The 18,111-nt window shown below is 71.0% G+C and carries 9 protein-coding genes and 1 riboswitch; of the genes, 4 read left to right on the top strand and 5 right to left on the bottom strand.

The annotated features are described in order from the left end of the window. Positions 1 to 11: 11 nt before the first annotated feature. A riboswitch (SAM riboswitch) is annotated at positions 12 to 145 on the top strand. Between the two features lie 11 nt (positions 146 to 156). Together thrC and Ate02nite_RS34210 are read left to right on the top strand one after the other, a co-directional pair. Further along, positions 157 to 1,437 carry a threonine synthase gene (gene thrC / locus Ate02nite_RS34205; protein ID WP_203812025.1) on the top strand — a complete coding sequence of 427 codons (1,281 nt, stop codon included), beginning with the start codon at positions 157 to 159 and terminating at the stop codon, positions 1,435 to 1,437. Between the two features lie 243 nt (positions 1,438 to 1,680). Beyond that, positions 1,681 to 2,652, top strand: coding sequence for a GNAT family N-acetyltransferase (locus Ate02nite_RS34210; protein ID WP_203812026.1), 972 nt, complete (start codon positions 1,681 to 1,683; stop codon positions 2,650 to 2,652). Here the strand turns inward: Ate02nite_RS34210 and Ate02nite_RS34215 are convergent. Both Ate02nite_RS34215 and Ate02nite_RS34220 read right to left on the bottom strand, forming a co-directional pair. Then, positions 2,591 to 3,076, bottom strand: coding sequence for a hypothetical protein (locus tag Ate02nite_RS34215; RefSeq protein WP_203812027.1), 486 nt, complete (start codon positions 3,074 to 3,076; stop codon positions 2,591 to 2,593). The two genes, Ate02nite_RS34210 and Ate02nite_RS34215, sit on opposite strands and share 62 nt — an antisense overlap. Then, positions 3,076 to 3,537 (bottom strand): GNAT family N-acetyltransferase, encoded by a 462-nt coding sequence (locus tag Ate02nite_RS34220; protein ID WP_203812050.1) that lies wholly within the window; start codon positions 3,535 to 3,537, stop codon positions 3,076 to 3,078. Before Ate02nite_RS34220 ends, Ate02nite_RS34215 begins: the two co-directional genes overlap by 1 nt. A 146-nt stretch (positions 3,538 to 3,683) precedes the next feature. Here Ate02nite_RS34220 and Ate02nite_RS34225 point away from each other — a divergent pair, with 146 nt between their 5' ends. Beyond that, positions 3,684 to 4,607, top strand: coding sequence for a hypothetical protein (locus Ate02nite_RS34225; RefSeq protein ID WP_203812028.1), 924 nt, complete (start codon positions 3,684 to 3,686; stop codon positions 4,605 to 4,607). Positions 4,608 to 4,895: 288 nt separating this feature from the next. Then, the gene (gene groL / locus Ate02nite_RS34230) at positions 4,896 to 6,518 is read left to right on the top strand and encodes a chaperonin GroEL (RefSeq protein WP_203812029.1); all 1,623 of its coding nucleotides are present in this window, start codon (positions 4,896 to 4,898) and stop codon (positions 6,516 to 6,518) included. A gap of 72 nt (positions 6,519 to 6,590) precedes the next feature. On the opposite strand, the gene Ate02nite_RS34235 is transcribed toward groL, so the two are convergent. From Ate02nite_RS34235 to Ate02nite_RS34245, 3 genes are read right to left on the bottom strand one after another with little or no spacing between them, the layout of a single operon-like run. After that, complete coding sequence (locus tag Ate02nite_RS34235) at positions 6,591 to 11,900, bottom strand: beta strand repeat-containing protein (protein WP_203812030.1); 5,310 nt, start codon at positions 11,898 to 11,900, stop codon at positions 6,591 to 6,593. 18 nt (positions 11,901 to 11,918) lie between these two features. Beyond that, positions 11,919 to 17,147: an Ig-like domain-containing protein gene (locus tag Ate02nite_RS34240; RefSeq protein ID WP_203812031.1), complete on the bottom strand. Its 5,229-nt coding sequence runs from the start codon at positions 17,145 to 17,147 to the stop codon at positions 11,919 to 11,921. Positions 17,148 to 17,170: 23 nt separating this feature from the next. Beyond that, entirely contained in the window at positions 17,171 to 18,076 is a 906-nt protein-coding gene (locus Ate02nite_RS34245) for a GNAT family N-acetyltransferase (protein ID WP_203812032.1), read from the bottom strand. Positions 18,077 to 18,111: the final 35 nt, after the last annotated feature.

An 18,111-nucleotide genomic window follows, 5' to 3' on the forward strand; every position in this document is an offset into this window, starting at 1 on the left:
CACAACTGAATACCTCATCCAGAGGGGCAGAGGGAACGGCCCTGTGAAGCCCCGGCAACCACCGCATTCGTCTCGAAGAAGAGGCCGCGCGCGGCAGGTGCTAATTCCGTCCTCGTCGGCAGGTTGCCGAGGGGAAAGATGAGAGGGAAGGCCTCGATGACGTCTGCCGTCAGTTCACCCAGTGCTACCACTTCGCCCGCCCGCGGCCTCGTCTGCCGTGCCTGTGGCGCCGAATATCCGCTGGTCGCGCAGCATGCGTGTTACGAGTGTTTCGGCCCGCTCGAGGTGGCCTACGACCAGGACGCCCTCGCGCGGGTAACCCGTGAGCAGATCGAGGCCGGCCCGAACAACATCTGGCGCTACGCCGGTCTGCTTCCGGCCGGGCAGGACCCGACCACCCGGGTCACCCTCGACCCCGGCCTGACCCCGCTGGTCGAGGCGCCGGCCCTGGCCGCCGCGGTCGGCCTGCGCGCCCCGCTCTACGTCAAGGACGACTCGGCCAACCCGACCCACTCGTTCAAGGACCGGGTCGTCTCGGTGGCTCTCACCGCCGCCCGCGGCCTCGGCTTCACCCGCTTCGCCTGCGCCTCGACCGGCAACCTGGCCAACTCGGTGGCCGCCCACGCGGCCCGGGTCGGCGCCCCCAGCATCGTCTTCATCCCGTCCGACCTAGAACAAGGCAAAATCATCACCACCGCGGTGTACGGCGGTGAGCTGGTCGCCATCGAGGGCTCCTACGACGACGTGAACCGGCTCTGCGGCGAACTGGTCGAGACCGACGAGTTCGAGGACACCGCGTTCGTCAACGTGAACGTGCGCCCGTTCTACGCCGAGGGCTCCAAGACGCTCGGCTACGAGGTCGCCGAGCAGCTCGGCTGGCGCATCCCGGCCCAGGTGGTCATCCCGATGGCCTCCGGCGAGCTGCTCACCAAGGTGGACAAGGCGTTCTCCGAGCTGGTCGAGATCGGCCTGGCCACCGCGCCCGAGGGCGGCTGGGCCGTGTTCGGCGCCCAGTCGGCCGGCTGCAACCCGATCGCGACGGCGCTGCAGAAGGGCACCGACGAGATCATCCCGGTCAAGCCGACCGGCATCGCCAAGTCGCTGAACATCGGCGACCCGGCCGCCGGGGCGTACGCGATCGAGGCGGTCCGCCGCACCGGTGGCTGGATGGACTTCGCCGACGACGACGAGATCCGGGACGGCATCCGGCTGCTCGCCGAGACCACCGGCATCTTCGCCGAGACGGCCGGCGGCACCACCGTGGCCGTGCTCAAGAAGCTGGTCGCCAGCGGCAAGCTCGACCCGGAGAAGGAAACCGTCGTCTACAACACCGGCGAGGGTCTCAAGACGCTGGACGCGGTGGCCGAGCTGGTCGGACCCACTCACCGGATCAAGCCGTCGCTGCGCGGGGCCCGCGAGGCCGGCCTGCTGGGATAACCGTCGGTAACCAGTCCTCTGCCTTAAGTTGAAGATTCCATCCGCAGAGGACTTGCGCACCGATCTCAGTGTCGGCAGGATGCTCTCTGCGGGAGGGCCGACGCCGTACGCGGCCCCTCACCTTTACGAGCTTGGCGACAATCTCTCGAGGTGCCCAACGACCCAGCGCCGGAGGCGCTGTGCGTTCGTCCTCCCGACCAAAATCATTCGCGTTTGTGGCCGCCGCCCGGCAGGGTGGCGGCCATGTCCGTCTCTACCGGTCCGCTCGCGTCGCCCGACGACGCCTATCCAATCGACCGGGCCTGCACCGAGCACGACCGGCCGGACGCCCCGGTCCACACCCGCGAGGTGTTCGCGGCCCGGCTGGCGACGCCGCCGGCCGAACACACCACCGAATACTTCCTGGCCCGCCTCGACGGCGAGCCGGCCGGTTACCTCGAGCTGATGTACCCACAGGCCGACAACCTCGGCAACGTGCACGTCGACCTGCTGGTGACGCCATCCGCCCGGCGCCGCGGTGTGGGCCGCGCGCTCTACCGGGTGGCCGCCGAGCGCACCCGGGCTGCCGGCCGGCTGCGCATGCTGTTCGAGTCGATCCAGAGCCCGGCGAGTGTGGCCTTCGCGGCCTCGGTCGGGGCCGACGCCGCGCTCGAGGAACTGCGCAGCCGGCTCGACCTGGGCGCGGTCCACCTCCGGTACGACGAAATGCTGACCGCCGCGTGGGAGCGAGCCGCCGGTTACCACCTGATCCAGTGGAGCGGGGTGCCGCCCGAGGAGGTCATCGAGGACGTCGCAGCCCTCGATTCGAGCTTCTTGGCCGAGGCGCCGACCGGTGACCTGGACTGGGAGCCGGAGAAGGTCGACGCCGACCGGGTGCGGGCCACCGAACAGAGCCGGACGGCACGTGGCCGGATCACCTTCCACACCGGAGCCCTGCACGGCGACCGGCTGGTCGCCTGGACCACGCTGAACTGTGCGATCGCGGGCGGCGAGCACGCCTGGCAGAACGCCACCCTGGTCGCCCCGGACCATCGCGGCCACCGGCTCGGGCTGCTGGTGAAGCTGGCCAACCTGGCGCACGCCCGCACGTACCAGCCCGGCCTGCGGGTGATCGACACGTTCAACGCCGCGTCGAACGAGCACATGCTGCGGATCAATCGGCAGATGGGCTTCCGGGTGGTGGAGTCGGTGGTCCACTGGCAGCGCGACCTCTGACCTTCTGCACCCACGGCCGGAGCGGCAGGTCGGTCGGGTAGCCGCCGGCGTGCAGGCCGGCCCGCTTCTCGAAGAAGTTCCGGGTGCCCCACGAGCCGGTGGCGGTGTACGACCAGCCGCAGGCGGCCCAGTAAGCCGGCCAGAACAGCGGGCCGAGCACCGCGTACTGACCGCGGTGATGGCACTCGTGGCCGAACAGAGCGGACCGTTCCTCGGCGAGCAGCCACTCGGCGCTGCGCCGGCACATGATCACCGAGCCGACCGTGAAGCAGGTCGCGGGCGGCACCCGGCGGCGATAGTTCTCGCCGATCAGCACGCCGTCCCGGCCGCGCCGGATCTTGGCCCCGCCCGCCAGGGCGACCACCAGCCCCACCACGGTGGTGCCGTTGACCGCGGTGAGCAGGGTGCGCGCCCGGGGCCCCATCAGATCCGCCGGCGCATGCGCAGCTCGGTGAGGACCGGGTGGACCGGGTGCGGCACCCGCTCGCCGGTGTCCTCGAACCCGAGCTTCTCGTAGGCCCGGACGGCCCGGTCGTTGCCGGTCACCACCTCGAGCATCAGCCGCTCCCGCCCGCAGTCGCGCGACCACGCGGCGACCGCCTCGACCAGCTCGGCGAGCACCTTTCCTCCCCGGCTGGCCGGGGTCACGTAGACCGCGAAGATGACCGTCTCGTCCGGGTCCTCCGGCAGGACCGTGCCGCCGGCGTGCCCGACCAGCCGGGACCGGCCGCCCGGGTCGGCCACGAACTGGGCCAGCTGAGAGCCGCGCGCGGCATGCGCGATGCGTTGCCGGTAGGCCTCGTGCGGGCGGGCCGCGGCGGCCGCGATGGTCTCCAGGAACGCGAGCGGGGTGTCGGCGAGCATCTCCAGGCGCAGCGCCCGCATGCGCGCCGCGTCGTCGGCCGTCACCCGGTGCACCCGCCAGCTCTCCACGTGGTCCTGCCTACCCTGCCGGGGGCACCTGGGCAACTTTGTTGCCGGGAAGCCGACCTGAGTGGCGGATCCTTACCTCGCCGAGGCAAAGTGTGTCGATGGACCGCAACGACGCGCTGCACCTCGTCGGTGACGTGGTGGTCGAGCGGGCCGACCCGTTCGACCCGGAGTCGCGGACGGTCGAGTTGCCGCGCCCCGGCCTGCCGGCCGAGGCGGTCGAGGCGGAAGATCCGCTGGTCCCGTCGTCCGGCTCCGGGCTGCGCGGCTGGGTCGAGCGGTTCAGTGGCGTGTTACTGCGCTGCGGGGTGCCGCTGTTGCCGGTCGGCCTGCTGGCGGCGATCCCGACGCACTTCTTCGTCGGCCGGGTGGACGACACGGTGGTGGCCGCGCCCGCTCTGTCCGACCTGCTCGGCGGCTTCGCCCTGCTGCTGCTCCCGCTGATGTGGCTGGCCTACTTCACGGTCTCCGCCCTGCCCCTGGTGATCGGCCTGGCCGGCACCGTCGCCGTGACGGTCTATCGGGCCACCCTCGGCGCCCCGCCCCGGCCCGCCGCGGTGTGGCGCCTGGTGGCCTACCGGCTGCGGGCCCTCTGGCTGTGGTTCGCCGCCTTCGGCGTGATCACCCAGGCGCTGCCGCTGGTGCTCACCACCGACCGGCTCGGCCCGGCGGTGGCCGCGCCGCTGGCCGTCGGCCTGACCGTGCTCTCCACCGCGGTGCTCACCTTCACCGGGCTGCTCGGCTGCGTGGTGCTGCTCGAGCGGGGCAACGGCCGACGCCGAGCCGCCCACCTGGCCTCGATGATGCCGCTGAGCGGGCTGGTGGCCGCCTCGCTCGCGCTCACCGTGCTGCCCCGGCTCGCCGAGGCCGCCTGGGGTGGCCTCGCCTCGACCGCGGTGTCGGTGCCCACTGTTCTGCTCTGGGCGATGGCCGCGCTGGTGACCTACTGCCAGGGCCGCCGGGCGGAGGGCCCGGTGACCAGCAAGTCTCTCTACGCCGCGCTGTCCGCGCCGGAGCCGGACTGACCTTCTGACGGGTGCGCGCAAGGTGGCGTTTTCTTGCACTCGACCCGTGGGAGTGCTAAACAGGTGCTTGGCACTCCTGACAGGTGAGTGCCAGCAGGTCGGGACGGTGGGGTCTCGGTCACGGCGTCGCCATCGACGCCGCGGCACGGGGCCGGTCGTCGCGGGCTTATCCGGCTCGACCTGAGGACGTCACATCGCCAGGTGGTGACGTCCGCAGATCTCCGCAACGTGCGGGTTATGCGGGGCCTCGCGGCCCGGCACCGCGAATGTCCAGGAGGACACAGCCGAATGGCCAAGATCATCGCATTCGACGAGGAAGCTCGTCGCGGCCTCGAGAGTGGTATGAACCAGCTCGCCGACGCCGTCAAGGTGACGCTCGGCCCCAGGGGCCGCAACGTCGTGCTCGAGAAGAAGTGGGGCGCTCCCACGATCACCAACGATGGTGTATCCATCGCCAAGGAGATCGAGCTCGAGGGCACCTTCGAGAAGATCGGCGCCGAGCTGGTCAAGGAGGTCGCCAAGAAGACCGACGACGTGGCCGGCGACGGCACGACGACGGCGACCGTCCTCGCCCAGGCTCTGGTCCGTGAGGGCCTCCGGAACGTTGCCGCCGGCGCCAACCCGATGGCCCTGAAGCGGGGCATCGAGGCGGCCGTCGCGAGCGTCTCCGAGGCGCTGCAGCAGCTCGCCAAGGACGTGGAGACCAAGGAGCAGATCGCCTCCACCGCCTCCATCTCCGCCGGTGACTCCACGGTCGGCGAGATCATCGCCGAGGCCATGGACAAGGTCGGCAAGGAAGGCGTCATCACCGTCGAGGAGAGCAACACCTTCGGTCTCGAGCTCGAGCTCACCGAGGGCATGCGCTTCGACAAGGGCTACATCTCGGCGTACTTCATGACCGACGCCGAGCGTATGGAGGCCGTCTTCGACGACCCCTACATCCTGATCGCCAACAGCAAGATCTCCGCGGTCAAGGACCTCCTGCCCGTCCTCGAGAAGGTCATGCAGGGCGGCAAGCCGCTGGTCATCATCGCTGAGGACGTCGAGGGCGAGGCCCTGGCGACCCTGGTGGTCAACAAGGTCCGTGGCACCTTCAAGTCCGTCGCCGTCAAGGCCCCGGGCTTCGGTGACCGCCGCAAGGCCATGCTGGAGGACATCGCCATCCTGACCGGTGGCGCCGTCATCAGCGAAGAGGTCGGCCTCAAGCTCGACAACGCTGACCTGAGCCTGCTCGGCTCGGCCCGCAAGATCGTCATCACCAAGGACGAGACCACGGTCGTCGACGGTGGCGGTGACGCCGAGCAGATCCAGGGCCGGGTCAACCAGATCCGCGCCGAGATCGAGAAGTCGGACTCCGACTACGACCGCGAGAAGCTGCAGGAGCGCCTGGCCAAGCTGGCCGGCGGCGTTGCGGTCATCAAGGTCGGCGCGGCCACCGAGGTCGAGCTCAAGGAGCGCAAGCACCGCATCGAGGACGCCGTTCGCAACGCGAAGGCGGCCGTCGAGGAGGGCATCGTCCCCGGTGGTGGCGTCGCGCTGGTTCAGGCCGGCAAGACCGCGTTCGAGAAGCTGGACCTGGTCGGCGACGAGGCGACCGGCGCGCAGATCGTGAAGCTCGCGCTTGACGCCCCGCTGCGTCAGATCGCCGTGAACGCCGGCCTCGAGGGTGGCGTCGTGGTCGAGAAGGTGCGCAACCTCGAGCCGGGTCACGGCCTCAACGCCGCGACCGGCGAGTACGTCGACCTGCTGGCCGCGGGCATCATCGACCCGGCCAAGGTCACCCGCTCGGCGCTGCAGAACGCCGCGTCGATCGCTGCGCTGTTCCTCACCACCGAGGCCGTCGTGGCCGACAAGCCCGAGAAGAACCCGGCTCCGGCCGGCGCCCCGGGCGGCGGTGACATGGACTTCTGAGTCCAGTCGTAACAACCGGTAAGGGCGGGTCGCTTCGGCGACCCGCCCTTACTGCGTCTCCACCGCGGTGGCTCAGCCCCGGTGCCGCCCGGGCCGGTGCCGGCCGGGGGCCGGCACGAGCTGGCCGCCGAAGAGGACCATCGCCCCACCGAGCATCAGCGCCAGCAGGCCGGTCACCGCGACCGGGATCAGGTTCCCGCCGGTCAGGGCCAGGTTCCCGCCGTCGGTGTCGCCGCTGCTCGCCGCGGCCACGGTGATCGTCACGGTGGCAGTGGCGGTGTGGCCGTTGCCGTCGCTGATCGTGTAGCTGACCGTGTCCTTGCCGGAGTAGCCGTCGGTGGGCGCGTAGGTGATCGTGCCGTTGGCGTTCAGCACCGCCGTACCGTGCTTGGGCTTGCCGATTTTGGTGATGGTGATCTTGTCGTTGTCCGGGTCCGAGTCGTTGGCCTTCGGCTTGATCGTGACCGAGCCGCCGGCCGCCACCGAGACCTTGTCGTTCTTGGCCACCGGCGCCTTGTTCGTGCCGGTCACGGTGACCGCGATGGATGCCGACGCGACGTTGCCGTCCGCGTCGACCGCCCGGTAGGTGAAGGTGTCGACGCCCGCGAAGCCCTTGGCCGGGGTGTAGGTGACCGTGCCGTCGGTGTTCAGCTTGACCGTGCCGTGCTTCGCCTTGCCCACCGCGGTGACCGTCACCGGGGTGCCGTTCTTGTCCACGGTCGGCAGCGTGATCCGCACCGCGGTGCCGGGCTTGGCGGTCGCGGTCTTGTCCGGTACCACCGGCGGGGTGCCCACGGTGACCGTCACGGTGGCGGTGACCGTGCGGCCGTCGGCGTCGGTCGCGGTGTAGTCGAAGGTGTCGGTGCCGGAGTAACCGGTCGCCGGGGTGTAGACGACGTTGCCGCCGCTGAAGGTCGCGGTGCCGTGGCCGGGCGTGGTCACCGAGGTGATCGCGAGCCCGCCGTTCGGGTCCAGGTCGTTGTCGAGGACTCCGATGGTGACCGCCTTCTCGTACGGCGTGGTCGCGGAGTCCGGCAGCGCGGCCGGCGTGCCGTCGGTGACGGTGACCGTCACGGTCGCGGTGGCGGTGTTGCCGTTCCCGTCGGAGACCGCGTAGGTGAACGTGTCGGTGCCGGTGAAGCCGGTCGCCGGGGTGTACCGGATCTTGCCGTCCACCACCGTGGCGGTGCCGTGCGACGGCGTGCCGACGTGGCTGATGGTCAGCCGGCTGTCGGTCACCACCGAGACGTCGACCGAGTGGCCGGACAGCACCGCGACCGCAGTGTCGGCGGCCGGCGGCGCCACGTTGACGGTGACCGTCGCGGTGGCGGTGTTACCGGCCGTGTCCTTGATCGTGTAGCTGAAGGTGTCGGTGCCGAAGAAGTCGGCCGCCGGGGTATACCGGATCTTGTCGTTGACGATCGCGGCGGTGCCGTGGCCCGGGGTCGTCGCCGACACCAGGGTCAGCGCCTCCGACTCGGGGTCGCTGTCGTTGGCCAGCACCGGGATGGTCACCGCGGTGCCGTAGGCGGCCGGCACGGTGTCGGCCGCCGCGATCGGCGCGGCGTCGATCGTGATGGTGACCGTGGCCGTGTCGGTCAGGCCCAGGTCGTCGGTGAGCACGTAGTCGAAGGTGTCGGTGCCGCTGGTCGCGGTCGTCCGGTAGGTGACCGTGCCGTCCGAGTTCAGGGTGACCGTGCCACGCGACGCGGCGAGCACCGAGGCGACGCTGCGGCCCTGGCTGGTGTTCGGGTCGGTGTCGTTGGCCAGCACGTCCAGGGTGGTCAGGACGCCCGGCCGGGCCACGAAGCTGTCGTTGACCGCGATCGGCGCCGCGTTGCGGACGGTGATTGTGACGACGGCGGTGGAGGTCGTGCCGGACGGGTCCGAGGCGGTGTAGGTGAAGGTGTCGGTGCCGCAGAAGCCGGTGTTCGGGGTGTAGGTGACGGTGTTGTTGGTGCCGATGACGGCCTTGCCGTTGCCCGGCGTGGTGACCGCGGTGACGGTCAGGACGTCGTTGTTCGGGTCGGTGTCGTTGGCCAGCACGTTCAGAGTCACCGCGGTGTTGGTGTCGGTGGCGTCCGAGTCGGGCTGGGCGGTCGGCGCCGAGTTGACCACGCTGAGCGTGACGGACGCGCCGTCCTGGCCGCCGTGGCCGTCACCGACCAGGTAGTGGAAGGTGTCGGTGCCGGTGAAGCCGGCGACCGGGGTGTACTTCACGGTGCCGTCCGGGTTGACCGTGGCGGTGCCGTGCGTCGGCTGCTGGTCGATCGTGACGGTCAGCGTGTCGGCGGTGTTCGCGTCGGTGTCGTTGGCCAGCACCGCCACGGTGGAGGCCTGGTCGGCCGGCACGGTGACCGCGTCGGCCCCGGCGACCGGCGCCGCGTTGGTGACGGTCAGGGTGACCGTGTTGCTCGCGCTACCGCCGGGGTGCCCGTCACTGACCGTGTAGGTGAAGGTGTCCGCGCCGGAGTAACCGGTGTTCGGGGTGTAGGTGAGCGTGCCGTCCGAGTTGCGTTCCACGCTCCCGTGCGCGGGAGTGGTGACGCCGGTGACGGTCAGTGTGTCGCCGGCGTTCGCGTCGCTCGCCTGGGCCAGCACGTTGATCTGCTTGGCGGTGTTGGTGCCGGTCGACACCGTCACCGCGCCGGCGACCGGGCGGGCGTTGCCGACGGTCACGGTGACCGTCCCGGTCGCGTGGGTGTTGCCGTCGTAGAGCTGGTAGGTGAAGGTGTCGGTGCCGGAGAAGCCGGCCGGCGCCTGGTAATCGATCTTGCCGTTCTGGAACACCGGAGTGACGCCCTGGGCCGATGTGGTGACAGAGCTGACCGAAAGCGGGCTGCCGGTGTCATTCGCAAGCACGTCGATCGGCACCGTGCCGAGGTAGGCGACGGTGGCGGAGTCGTCCGCCGCCACCAGCACGCCGTTCGGCAGGGTGACGTTGATCGTCCCGATGTCCTGGCCGCCGGCGCCGTCGGAGACGACGTAGTGGAAGGTCGCGGTCCCGTGGAAGGCCGGGTTCGGGGTGTAGGTGACCACGTTGCCGGTGAGCGAGGTGGTGCCCTCACCCGAGTTCGGCTGGTCGACCGAGACCATGCTCAGCGTCTGGCCGTTGATGTCGGTGTCGTTGAGCGCCGGCGAGAACGTGATCGGGCCGCCGTTGGCGGTGGTGCTGTAGTTGTCGGTGACCGCGACCGGCGGGGCGTTCGCGGTGGTCACCGTGACGGTCGCGGTCGAGCTGCCGCCGTGCCCGTCGAGCAGCTTGTAGGTGAAGGTCTCGGTGCCGGCCCAGCTGGACCGCGGGGTGTAGGTGACGGTGCTGTCCGCGTTGACCACGACCCGGCCGTGCGCCGGGGCCTGGTCGATCTGCACGACCAGGGTGGAGTTGGCGTCGTCCGCGTCGCTGTCGTTGGCCAGCACGTTGATGGTGACCGGGGCGGCGTTCGGGGTCGGCGTGGCGACGGTGTCGTTGGTAGCCACCGGGGCCGAGTTGACCGCCAGGGTGGCGGTGGCGGTGTTGTCGGACGAGTCCGGGTCCAGGCCGGTGCCGCTCACCTGCAGCGAGGCGATCGGGTGCGCGGCGGCGGTGCCGGCCGCACTGGCCGGGATCTGCACGCTGTCGCTGGTGTTCGCGGCCAGGGCCGGGCGGGTGCAGCTGACGACCTGACCGGCGGCGGTGCAGCCGGTCGGCAGGGTGCCCGGGGTGACCCCGGCCGGCAGGGTGAGCTGCAGCTGCGGGGCCGGCTCCAGGTCGGTGCCGTTGTTCTGGACGGTCGCGGTATAGGTGACCGTGTTCGGCGAGGTGGCGCGCTGCACGACGGTGGGCGTGACGGTCAGCGCGGCGGCCAGGTTGGCCTTCGGCCGCTGCACGGTCATCGACGAGGTTCCGGTGCTGGTGGCGGCGCCGCCGGTGAACGCCGCGGTGTAGTCGGCGTTGGCGGTGTCGACGATCGTGCTGCCGGGCGTGGCCCCGGTGTCCACCCGGACCCGGAAGGTGACCTGCTTGCTGGCCCCGGGGGCGAGCGTGCCCACGGTGAAGTTGGTGGTGCCGCCGGTGATCTTGCCGGCGTCGCTGTCGGCCGCGTCGGTCACCGAGGCGCCGGCCACCGTCAGCGAGCCGCCGATGTACGACGTCCCGGTCGGGATGACGTCCCGGAGGGTGACCCCGTTGGCGGTGTCGGTGCCGTCGTTGCGCACCACGACGCGGTACTCGATGGTGTCGCCGGGCAGCAGGTCGCCGCCGTTGAGGTCGACACCGGTCGGGGTGACGATGACGTTCGGGGCGTACAGGTCGGTGGTGAAGGTGACCACGCCGGGGTAGAAGGTCTCGCCGCCAGTGGTCAGCCGCAGGGTGGCGGTGGTCTCGTCGTTGCCGAGCTTGCCGGCCGCGTTGAACCGGTCGATGTCGACGCCCATCAGGTTGCTGTTGTTGGGGGTACGACTGCCGACGGCCGCGCCGTCCTCGCTCTCGGTGCTGTTGAAGAAGTTGTCGGCCTGGTTCTGGGCGTCGGACATCGCGGTGAGCGCCTTCGACGCGGTGCCGATCTGCAGCGAGTCGCCGGTCTTGCCGCGGTCGCCCTCGTAGACGACGGTGCCGACGGTGGCGCCCACGGTGCCGGTGTGCGGGGTCTGGAAGCCGGAGACGGCGATGTCGACCTTGGTGTCGCCGTCCTTGACCACGCCGAAGCCGTCGTACACCCGCAGGCTGTGCATCGGCAGGGCGGAGTTCTGGTACGCGATCACCAGCGACCAGCCGGCGTAGCGGTCCTTGCCGGTGCCGGCCTGGATGTTCGCGACGCTGTAGACGCCGCTGCCGGCGCCCGAGACGAGCGGCGTGACGTCCTTGAAGCCCTGGTAGGCGTTCACCCCGGTATTGGTGAAGACCTTGTCCGCGGTGACGTTGTTCCAAGTGGCCGGCCCGGCCGGGGTCCGGAAGAGGACCTTGTTCTTGTCGGCCGCGGTGCGTGCCACGGCGCCACCGGTGCCCTTGGTCGGGTCGGCACTCCAGTAGAGACCGGCGAAGAGCACCGTGCTGCCGGCCGGCAGCGTGACGGTCGCCGCGCTCTCGTTGAACGTCGCCGAGTCGTTGTCCGGGTCGTTGTCGCCCATCACGTACGCGTTGTTGTCCAGCGCGTCCCCGGTCGCCGTGCCGTTCAGCGCGGTGGTGCAGCCCGAGTCACTTGTCGAGCAGACCAGGTTGGCGTTGCCCCGCAGCAGGATCGCGCCGTTGGTGTTGGCCTGGAACCGGCTGGTGAACGGGTCGGTGATCGCCGCCTCCGCCTGCCGGCCGAGCAGCACCATGGTCCCGGCCATGGCGACCACGAGAACCATGAACAGAATCAGCGAGCGGCGCGGCTTGCTGCGCAGGATGGCGAAGGGCATTGTCGTCCTCGTCGGGGGCTAGTTGTCGACCTGTTGCGCCCCCTTCGGTCGTGGCAACCCGGCCCAGTAGATAAACCCGCCGGTCGCAACCGCGATCAAACCGGCCCGCGCCAGGACGAGCGCGTCGCTGCCGGTGATCGGCAGGGTGTCCAGCGTCCGGACGTTGACGGTCACCGTCGCGGTGGCGAGCCCGCCGCGCCCGTCGGCGATGGTGTACGAGAACCGGGCCCGGCCGGCTCCGGCGGCGTGGTAGAGCACGGTGTCGCCCGGACCGGCCGCGACCGTGCCGCCGGTGGGCTTGCCCAGCTTGACGATGGTGACCGGGTCGCCGTCCGGGTCCCGGTCGTTGATCGTGGGCCGTAGCTCCACGCTCTCCCCGGCTGCCATGGTGACCGTGTCGGCCGCCGCGACCGGTGGCTGGTTGGCGACGGGTGGGTCGGTGACGGTCACGATGACCGAGGCGGTGGCCACGTTGCCGTCCGCGTCGACCACCTCGTAGGTGAAGGTGTCCACGCCGACGAAGCCCGGGTCGGGCGTGTAGGTGACGGTGCCGTCCGGGTTGAGCACCGCCGTACCGTGCGGGGGTTTGCCGACCCAGCGGACGATGACCGACCGGCCGCCCTCGTCGGTCTGCGGCAGCGGAACGCTGACCGAACCGCCCGGCTTGGCCACCGCGGACTTGTCCGGCACCGTGGGCGGCGCGCCGACCGTCACGGTGACCGCGGCGCTGGTGCGGTGACCGGCGTCGTCGGCAGCGGTGTAGGCGAACGAGGCGACCCCGCCGAAGCCTTCCGGCGGCGTGTAGGTGACGTTGTCCCCGGCGATCGAGGCCGTGCCGCTGGCCGGCTGGGTGACCGAGCTGAGGGCCAGGCTGCCGGCCGGGTCGAAGTCGTTGCCGAGCACGTCGACGGTGACCGGCTTGCGGTACGGCGTGTCGGCCCGGTCGGCCACGGCCACCGGCGAGCCGTCGCTGATCGTGACCGTGATCGTCGAGGTGGCCGTCCCGCCGTGGCCGTCGTTGATCCGGTAGGAGAAGACATCCTGCCCGATCCATCCGGTTTTCGGGACGAACCGGACCTGGCCCGCCACGACGCCGGCCGTGCCGTTCGCGGGCGTGCCGACGGCGTCGATGGTCAGCGTCTGCCCGAGGTTCGGGTCGTCGTCGTTGGCGAGCACGTCCACCGTCACCGGCCGGTCGGCGAGCCCGGCCCCCTGATCCGGCCGGGCCCGCGGCGCGGCGTTCGCGACCACCACGCTGACCTGCGCGGACGCGGTGTTCCCGATCGGGTCGCTGATGGTGTAGCCGAAGTAGGCGACGCCGGAGTAGCCGGTCGGCGGGGTGTAGCGGACCGTTCCGTCCGGGTTGATCCGGATGCCGGCGCTGACCGCGGTGATCCGGAGCGGCCGCGCCTCGGGGTCGGAGTCGTTGGCCAGGACCGGGATGTCGACCGGGGTCGCGTACGGCGTGGTGGCGGTGTCGTCGACGGCGGTGGGCCCGCCGTCGATGGTGATCGTGACATCGCCGCTGTCGGTGCTGCCCCGGTCGTCGATGAGCAGGTAGCTGAAGCCGTCCGGCCCGATCTGGCCGACCGTGGCCCGATAGGTGACCGTGCCGTCGGTGGCGAGCGTCAGCGTGCCCTTGGCGACCGTGCCGACCGAGGCGATCCGCAGGTGCTGACCGGTGTTCGGGTCGGTGTCGTTGGCGAGCAGGTCGAGCCGGGTGGACACGTTCGGCCGGACCCGGAAGGCGTCGTCGACCGCGACCGGCGGCGCGTTGCGCACGGTGACCGTGACGATGGCCGAGTCGGTGAGTCCCAGCGGGTCGCGGATCGAGTAGAGGAACGCGTCGGTGCCGAAGAACCCGGTCGCCGGGGTGTAGGTGAAGGTGCGGTCGCCGTTGTCGGTGACCGTGCCGTGCCCGCCGGTGCCGACCACGTCCAGCGTGACCAGGTCGCCGTTCGGGTCGTCGTCGTTGGCCAGCGCCGGGATGACCACGGCGGTGTTCGTGTCGGTGCTGACCGAGTCGGGCCGGGCGGTCGGCGCGGTGTTGACCATGGTGATCGTGACCGTTGCGCCGCTCACGCCGTCGAGCAGGTAGTGGAAGCTGTCGGTGCCGGCGAAGCCGGCCGCAGGTGTGTAGGTGATCCGCCGATCCGGGCCGATCGAGTAGCTCCCGTTCGACGGCGGCGCGTCGACCGCGAACGTCATGGCGTGGTCGCTCGGCTCGTCGTCGTTGGCGAGCACGGCGATCACCACCGGATGGCCGCCGGCGGCGGTCGCGGCGTCGGGGCGGGCCACCGGGACACCGTTGGCCACGGTGACCGTGACGGTTCCGGTGTCGGTGCCGCCGCTGCCGTCGTCGATCGTGTAGGTGAACGTGTCGGTCCCGGAGTACGCGACGTCCGGCAGATAGGTGATCTTCCCGGTGGTCTCCAGGGTCACCACCCCGTGTGCCGGGTCGGTCACGCCGGTGACCTGGATGGTGTCCGGGTTCGGGTCGGTCGCCCAGTGCACCGGATCGAGCGTTACCGCGGTGCGGTAGGGCGTGTTCACCGGGAAGTCCGCGGCGGTCGGCGGTGTGTTCGCCACGGTGACCGTGACGGTCGCGGTGTCGGTGCCACCACTGCCGTCGTCGATCGTGTAAGTGAAGGTATCGGTCCCGGAGAAGCCGGCCGGCACCGCCGTGTAGAGGACGCTCAGCCCGTCCGCCGCGGGCGTGACGGTGCCGTGCGCGGCCGGCCCGGCCGCGGTGACGGTGAGGGTGTTGTTGCCGTTGGGGTCGGTGTCGTTGGCCAGCACCGGCAGCGACGTCCCGCTGGCTCCGGCCGGCGCGGACAGCGTGTCGTCGGCCGCCGTCGGGTCCGCGTTCTCCACGTCGACGTGCACGTCCGCGCTCGCGGTGGCGCCGTGCCCGTCGTCGACGGTGTAGCCGAACAGGGCCGTCCCGGCGTAGCTCGACGTCGGCGTGAAGGTGACCGTGGTCGGGGTGAAGGTGACCGTGCCGGCTGCGGCCGGCGGCTGGGTCACCGCGACCACGGTGAGGGTGTCGGGCGGGTTCGGGTCCGAGTCGTTGTCCAGCACGGTGATCGTGACCGGCGTGTTCGACGGCGTGTTGATCATGTCGTCGTTGGCCGTCGGGGCCGCGTTCGCGGTGGTCACCGTGGCGGTGGCGGTGTCCGTCCCGCCGTGCGGGTCGGTCACCCGGTAGACGAACGGGTCGGCCCCGGCCCAGCCGCCGGCCGGCGTGTAGGTCACGGTCATGTCGGCGTTGACCACGGCCGCGCCGTGCGCCGGCCCACTGACGATCGAGACGGTCAGGGTGCCGGTCGCGTCGTCCGGGTCGGAGTCGTTGGCCAGCACCGGGACGGTCACCTGGCTGCCGTTGGTGGTGGCGCCGGTGTCCGCGACGGCGACCGGCGGCGAGTTGACCGCGAGGGCCACGATCGCGGTGTCGTTGCCGGCAGTGGGGTCGGCGCCGCTGCCGGCGGCCACCAGCGAGGCGACCGCGCTGTCGGCGGCGGTGCTGTCCACGATCACCGGGATCGGCACGCTCGCCGAGGTGCCGCCGGCCAGCGGGCCGAGCGGGCAGGTCACCACCGCGCCGGCTGCGGTGCAGCCGCCGGTCAGGGTGCCCGGGGTGACGCCGGTGGGCAGGGTGAGCAGGGCTCGGGCGGCCGGTTCGAGGTCGCTGCCGGGGGCGTTGCTGACCGTCGCGGTGTAGGTGGCTGTGGTCGGGGTGGCCGCGCGCTGCACGAACGACGGGCTCAGGGTCAGGGCGGCGGACCGGTCGACGTGCGGCTGCAGCACCGGGGTGGCCACCGATCCGCCCAGGGCCGCGACGCTGACGCTTGTGGTGTGGCCGGAGTAGGCGACGTTCACCAGGTTGGTGATCGCGTAACCGGCCGGGGTGGACACGTCCACGGTCACCCGGAAAGTGACGTACTTCGTGGCCAGGTAGGGGATGCTCCCCAGATTCCAATTGGCGGTTCCCCCGGTGAACCAGCCGTCGTCGTCGCCGTTCGCATCGGTGACCGGGGCGCCCTGCACGGTGAGCGAGCCGGGCACGTAAGTGGTGTGCGGTGGCACCGCGTCGGACAGCAGCAGGTTGTCGGCGGTGTCGCTGCCGTCGTTGCGTACCGCGATCCGGTACTCCAGGACGTCGCCCGGCAGCAGGTCGCCGCCGTCCAGGTCGGTGCCGGTCACGGTGGTGGTGATCTTCGGGGCGTACAGGTCGATGCTGAACGTGACCACGCCCGGGTAGTACGTGTCGCCGACCGTGGTCAGCGTCAGCGTGGTCGACAGCTGGCCGTTGGTGAACATGCCGGTCGCGTCGACCTGGTCGATGTCGACGCCGAGCAGGTTGGGGTAGGGCGGGTCGCGGGTGGTCACCGCCATGCCGGAGTCGCTGACCGTGCTGTTGAAGAAGTTGTTGGCGGGATTGAGGTTGTTCGCGTCGTGCAGTGCCTGCCCGTCGACCTGCAGGCTGTCGCCGACATTCCCGAGGTCGCCCTCGTAGGCGATCGCGCCGACCTTGGCGTGCACGGTGCCGGAGTGCGGGGTCTCGAAGCCGCTGATCGGGATGTTCACGCTGCCCGAGGAGATCGACCCGAAGCCGTCGTAGATCCGCAGGCTGCGCATGTCTTCGGCCGGATTCGTGTACGCGATGGCCAGCCCCCACCCGGCGTACTGGCCGGTGGCCAGGGTGGCCTGGATGTTCGCCACGCCGTACACCCCGTTGCCGGCCCCGGCGACCAGCCCGGTCACGTCGGCGAAGCCCTGGTACACGCCGCTGGCCGGCAGCGCGTGCACGGTGGAGGCGGTGACCGTGGCCCAGGTCGCGGCGGGCGTCCGGAACTTGACCTGATTGCGGCTGCCCGGGGTGAGCGCGAGGGTCGAGTCGGCACCCCAGTACAGGCCGGCGAAGAGCACGGTGCTGCCGGCCGGCATGGTGATCGTCGCGGTGCTGTCGTTGAAGGTGGCCAGGCTGCCGTCCGCGTCGGTGTAGACCATCGCGAAGTTGTTGTTGTTCAGCGAGCTGCCGGACCCGTTCTGGGCGGCCGCGCAGGCCACGCTGAGCGTGCAGGTCATGTTGCTGTTGCCGCGCAGCAGGATCGAGCCGTTCGCGTTGGTTTCGAAGCGCGAGGTGAACGGCGTGGTGATGGCCGCCACAGCCGGTTGGGTGGCAAATGTCGTTGCCGCCAGCAGGAGCGCGACGGCTACCGCCAGGGCCGCAGCCGCTCGACGCACCCTTTGAGGTTAGGGAGGGTTTGTCAGAGTTGTTTGCGATAAAGGAAAAACACTCGCTCGACCCGGGCGCCGACCGCCGACGAGTAGAACGGGACCGGGCCCACCCAGCCGATCTGAGCCGAGTCGAGCCCGCTGTCGCGCTGGTCGGCCAGGCAGCGGCGGAGCAGGATCGAGCCGATCCCACGGCCCCGGGCCGCCGCCGTGGTGCCCATCGGGCCGAACCAGCTGGGCCGGGACGACCCGTACGCCGCGAAGCCCAGCAGCGTGCCGTCGTTCTCCACCGCGATGTGGCACCCGGCCCGGTCCCGCCCGATCGAGTCGACGATCTCGCCGGCCCAGCCGGAACCCCAGTTGGCCAGCGCGAACTCGGCCAGCTCGGCCGAGTCGGCCGGCTCGGCCCGGCGGATCGTCACGCCCTCGTCGGCCAGGCGCTTCTCCGCGGCCGCGGTCGGCCGGAGATGGCGCAGGTCGGCGGTCATGTTCCAGGCCGGTTGGTCCTGGGCGAAGCCGAGCGCCATGGCCGCGCAGACGGCCGGCGTGTAGCGCACGTCGATGCCCGGCCAGGCGTAGTGGGGCGCGTTGCCGGCCAGCACCACGTCCCCGGCGCCCAGCCCGGCCAGCGCGCCCTCGATCCGGGTCATCAGCGCCCGGCCGACCCCGCAGCGCCGCTCGCCCGGATCGACCGCGATCAGGTCGACGTGCCCGATCGAGGCGTCCCGATGCGACACCGAGCCGAGCACCACCCCGATCACCCGCTCGCCGGGGGCGACGGCCAGGAAGCCGGTGCAGCGCGGGGTCTCCCGCAGGCGATGGACGATCTCCTCGGCCTCGGCGGCGTCCTCGGGCAGATCCAGCGCGTTCCGGCACAGGTCGATCACAGCAGGTAGGTCGTTGTCGGTCAGCTCGGAGATCCAGAACTCGCGGTCCACAACCGCCGAACCTATCCGACGCTCGCGAGAGCTAA

The organism is Paractinoplanes tereljensis, from assembly GCF_016862435.1.
GTDB lineage: Bacteria > Actinomycetota > Actinomycetes > Mycobacteriales > Micromonosporaceae > Actinoplanes > Actinoplanes tereljensis.

Excerpts from the sequence above, each read along its gene's own strand:
- Ate02nite_RS34225 (WP_203812028.1), top strand. The coding sequence starts at position 3,684 with ATGGACCGCAACGACGCGCTGCACCTCGTCGGTGACGTGGTGGTCGAG.
- Ate02nite_RS34215 (WP_203812027.1), bottom strand. The coding sequence starts at position 3,076 with ATGGGGCCCCGGGCGCGCACCCTGCTCACCGCGGTCAACGGCACCACC.
- Ate02nite_RS34235 (WP_203812030.1), bottom strand. The coding sequence starts at position 11,900 with ATGCCCTTCGCCATCCTGCGCAGCAAGCCGCGCCGCTCGCTGATTCTG.
- Ate02nite_RS34220 (WP_203812050.1), bottom strand. The coding sequence starts at position 3,537 with ATGCGGGCGCTGCGCCTGGAGATGCTCGCCGACACCCCGCTCGCGTTC.
- thrC (WP_203812025.1), top strand. The coding sequence starts at position 157 with ATGACGTCTGCCGTCAGTTCACCCAGTGCTACCACTTCGCCCGCCCGC.
- groL (WP_203812029.1), top strand. The coding sequence starts at position 4,896 with ATGGCCAAGATCATCGCATTCGACGAGGAAGCTCGTCGCGGCCTCGAG.
- Ate02nite_RS34210 (WP_203812026.1), top strand. The coding sequence starts at position 1,681 with ATGTCCGTCTCTACCGGTCCGCTCGCGTCGCCCGACGACGCCTATCCA.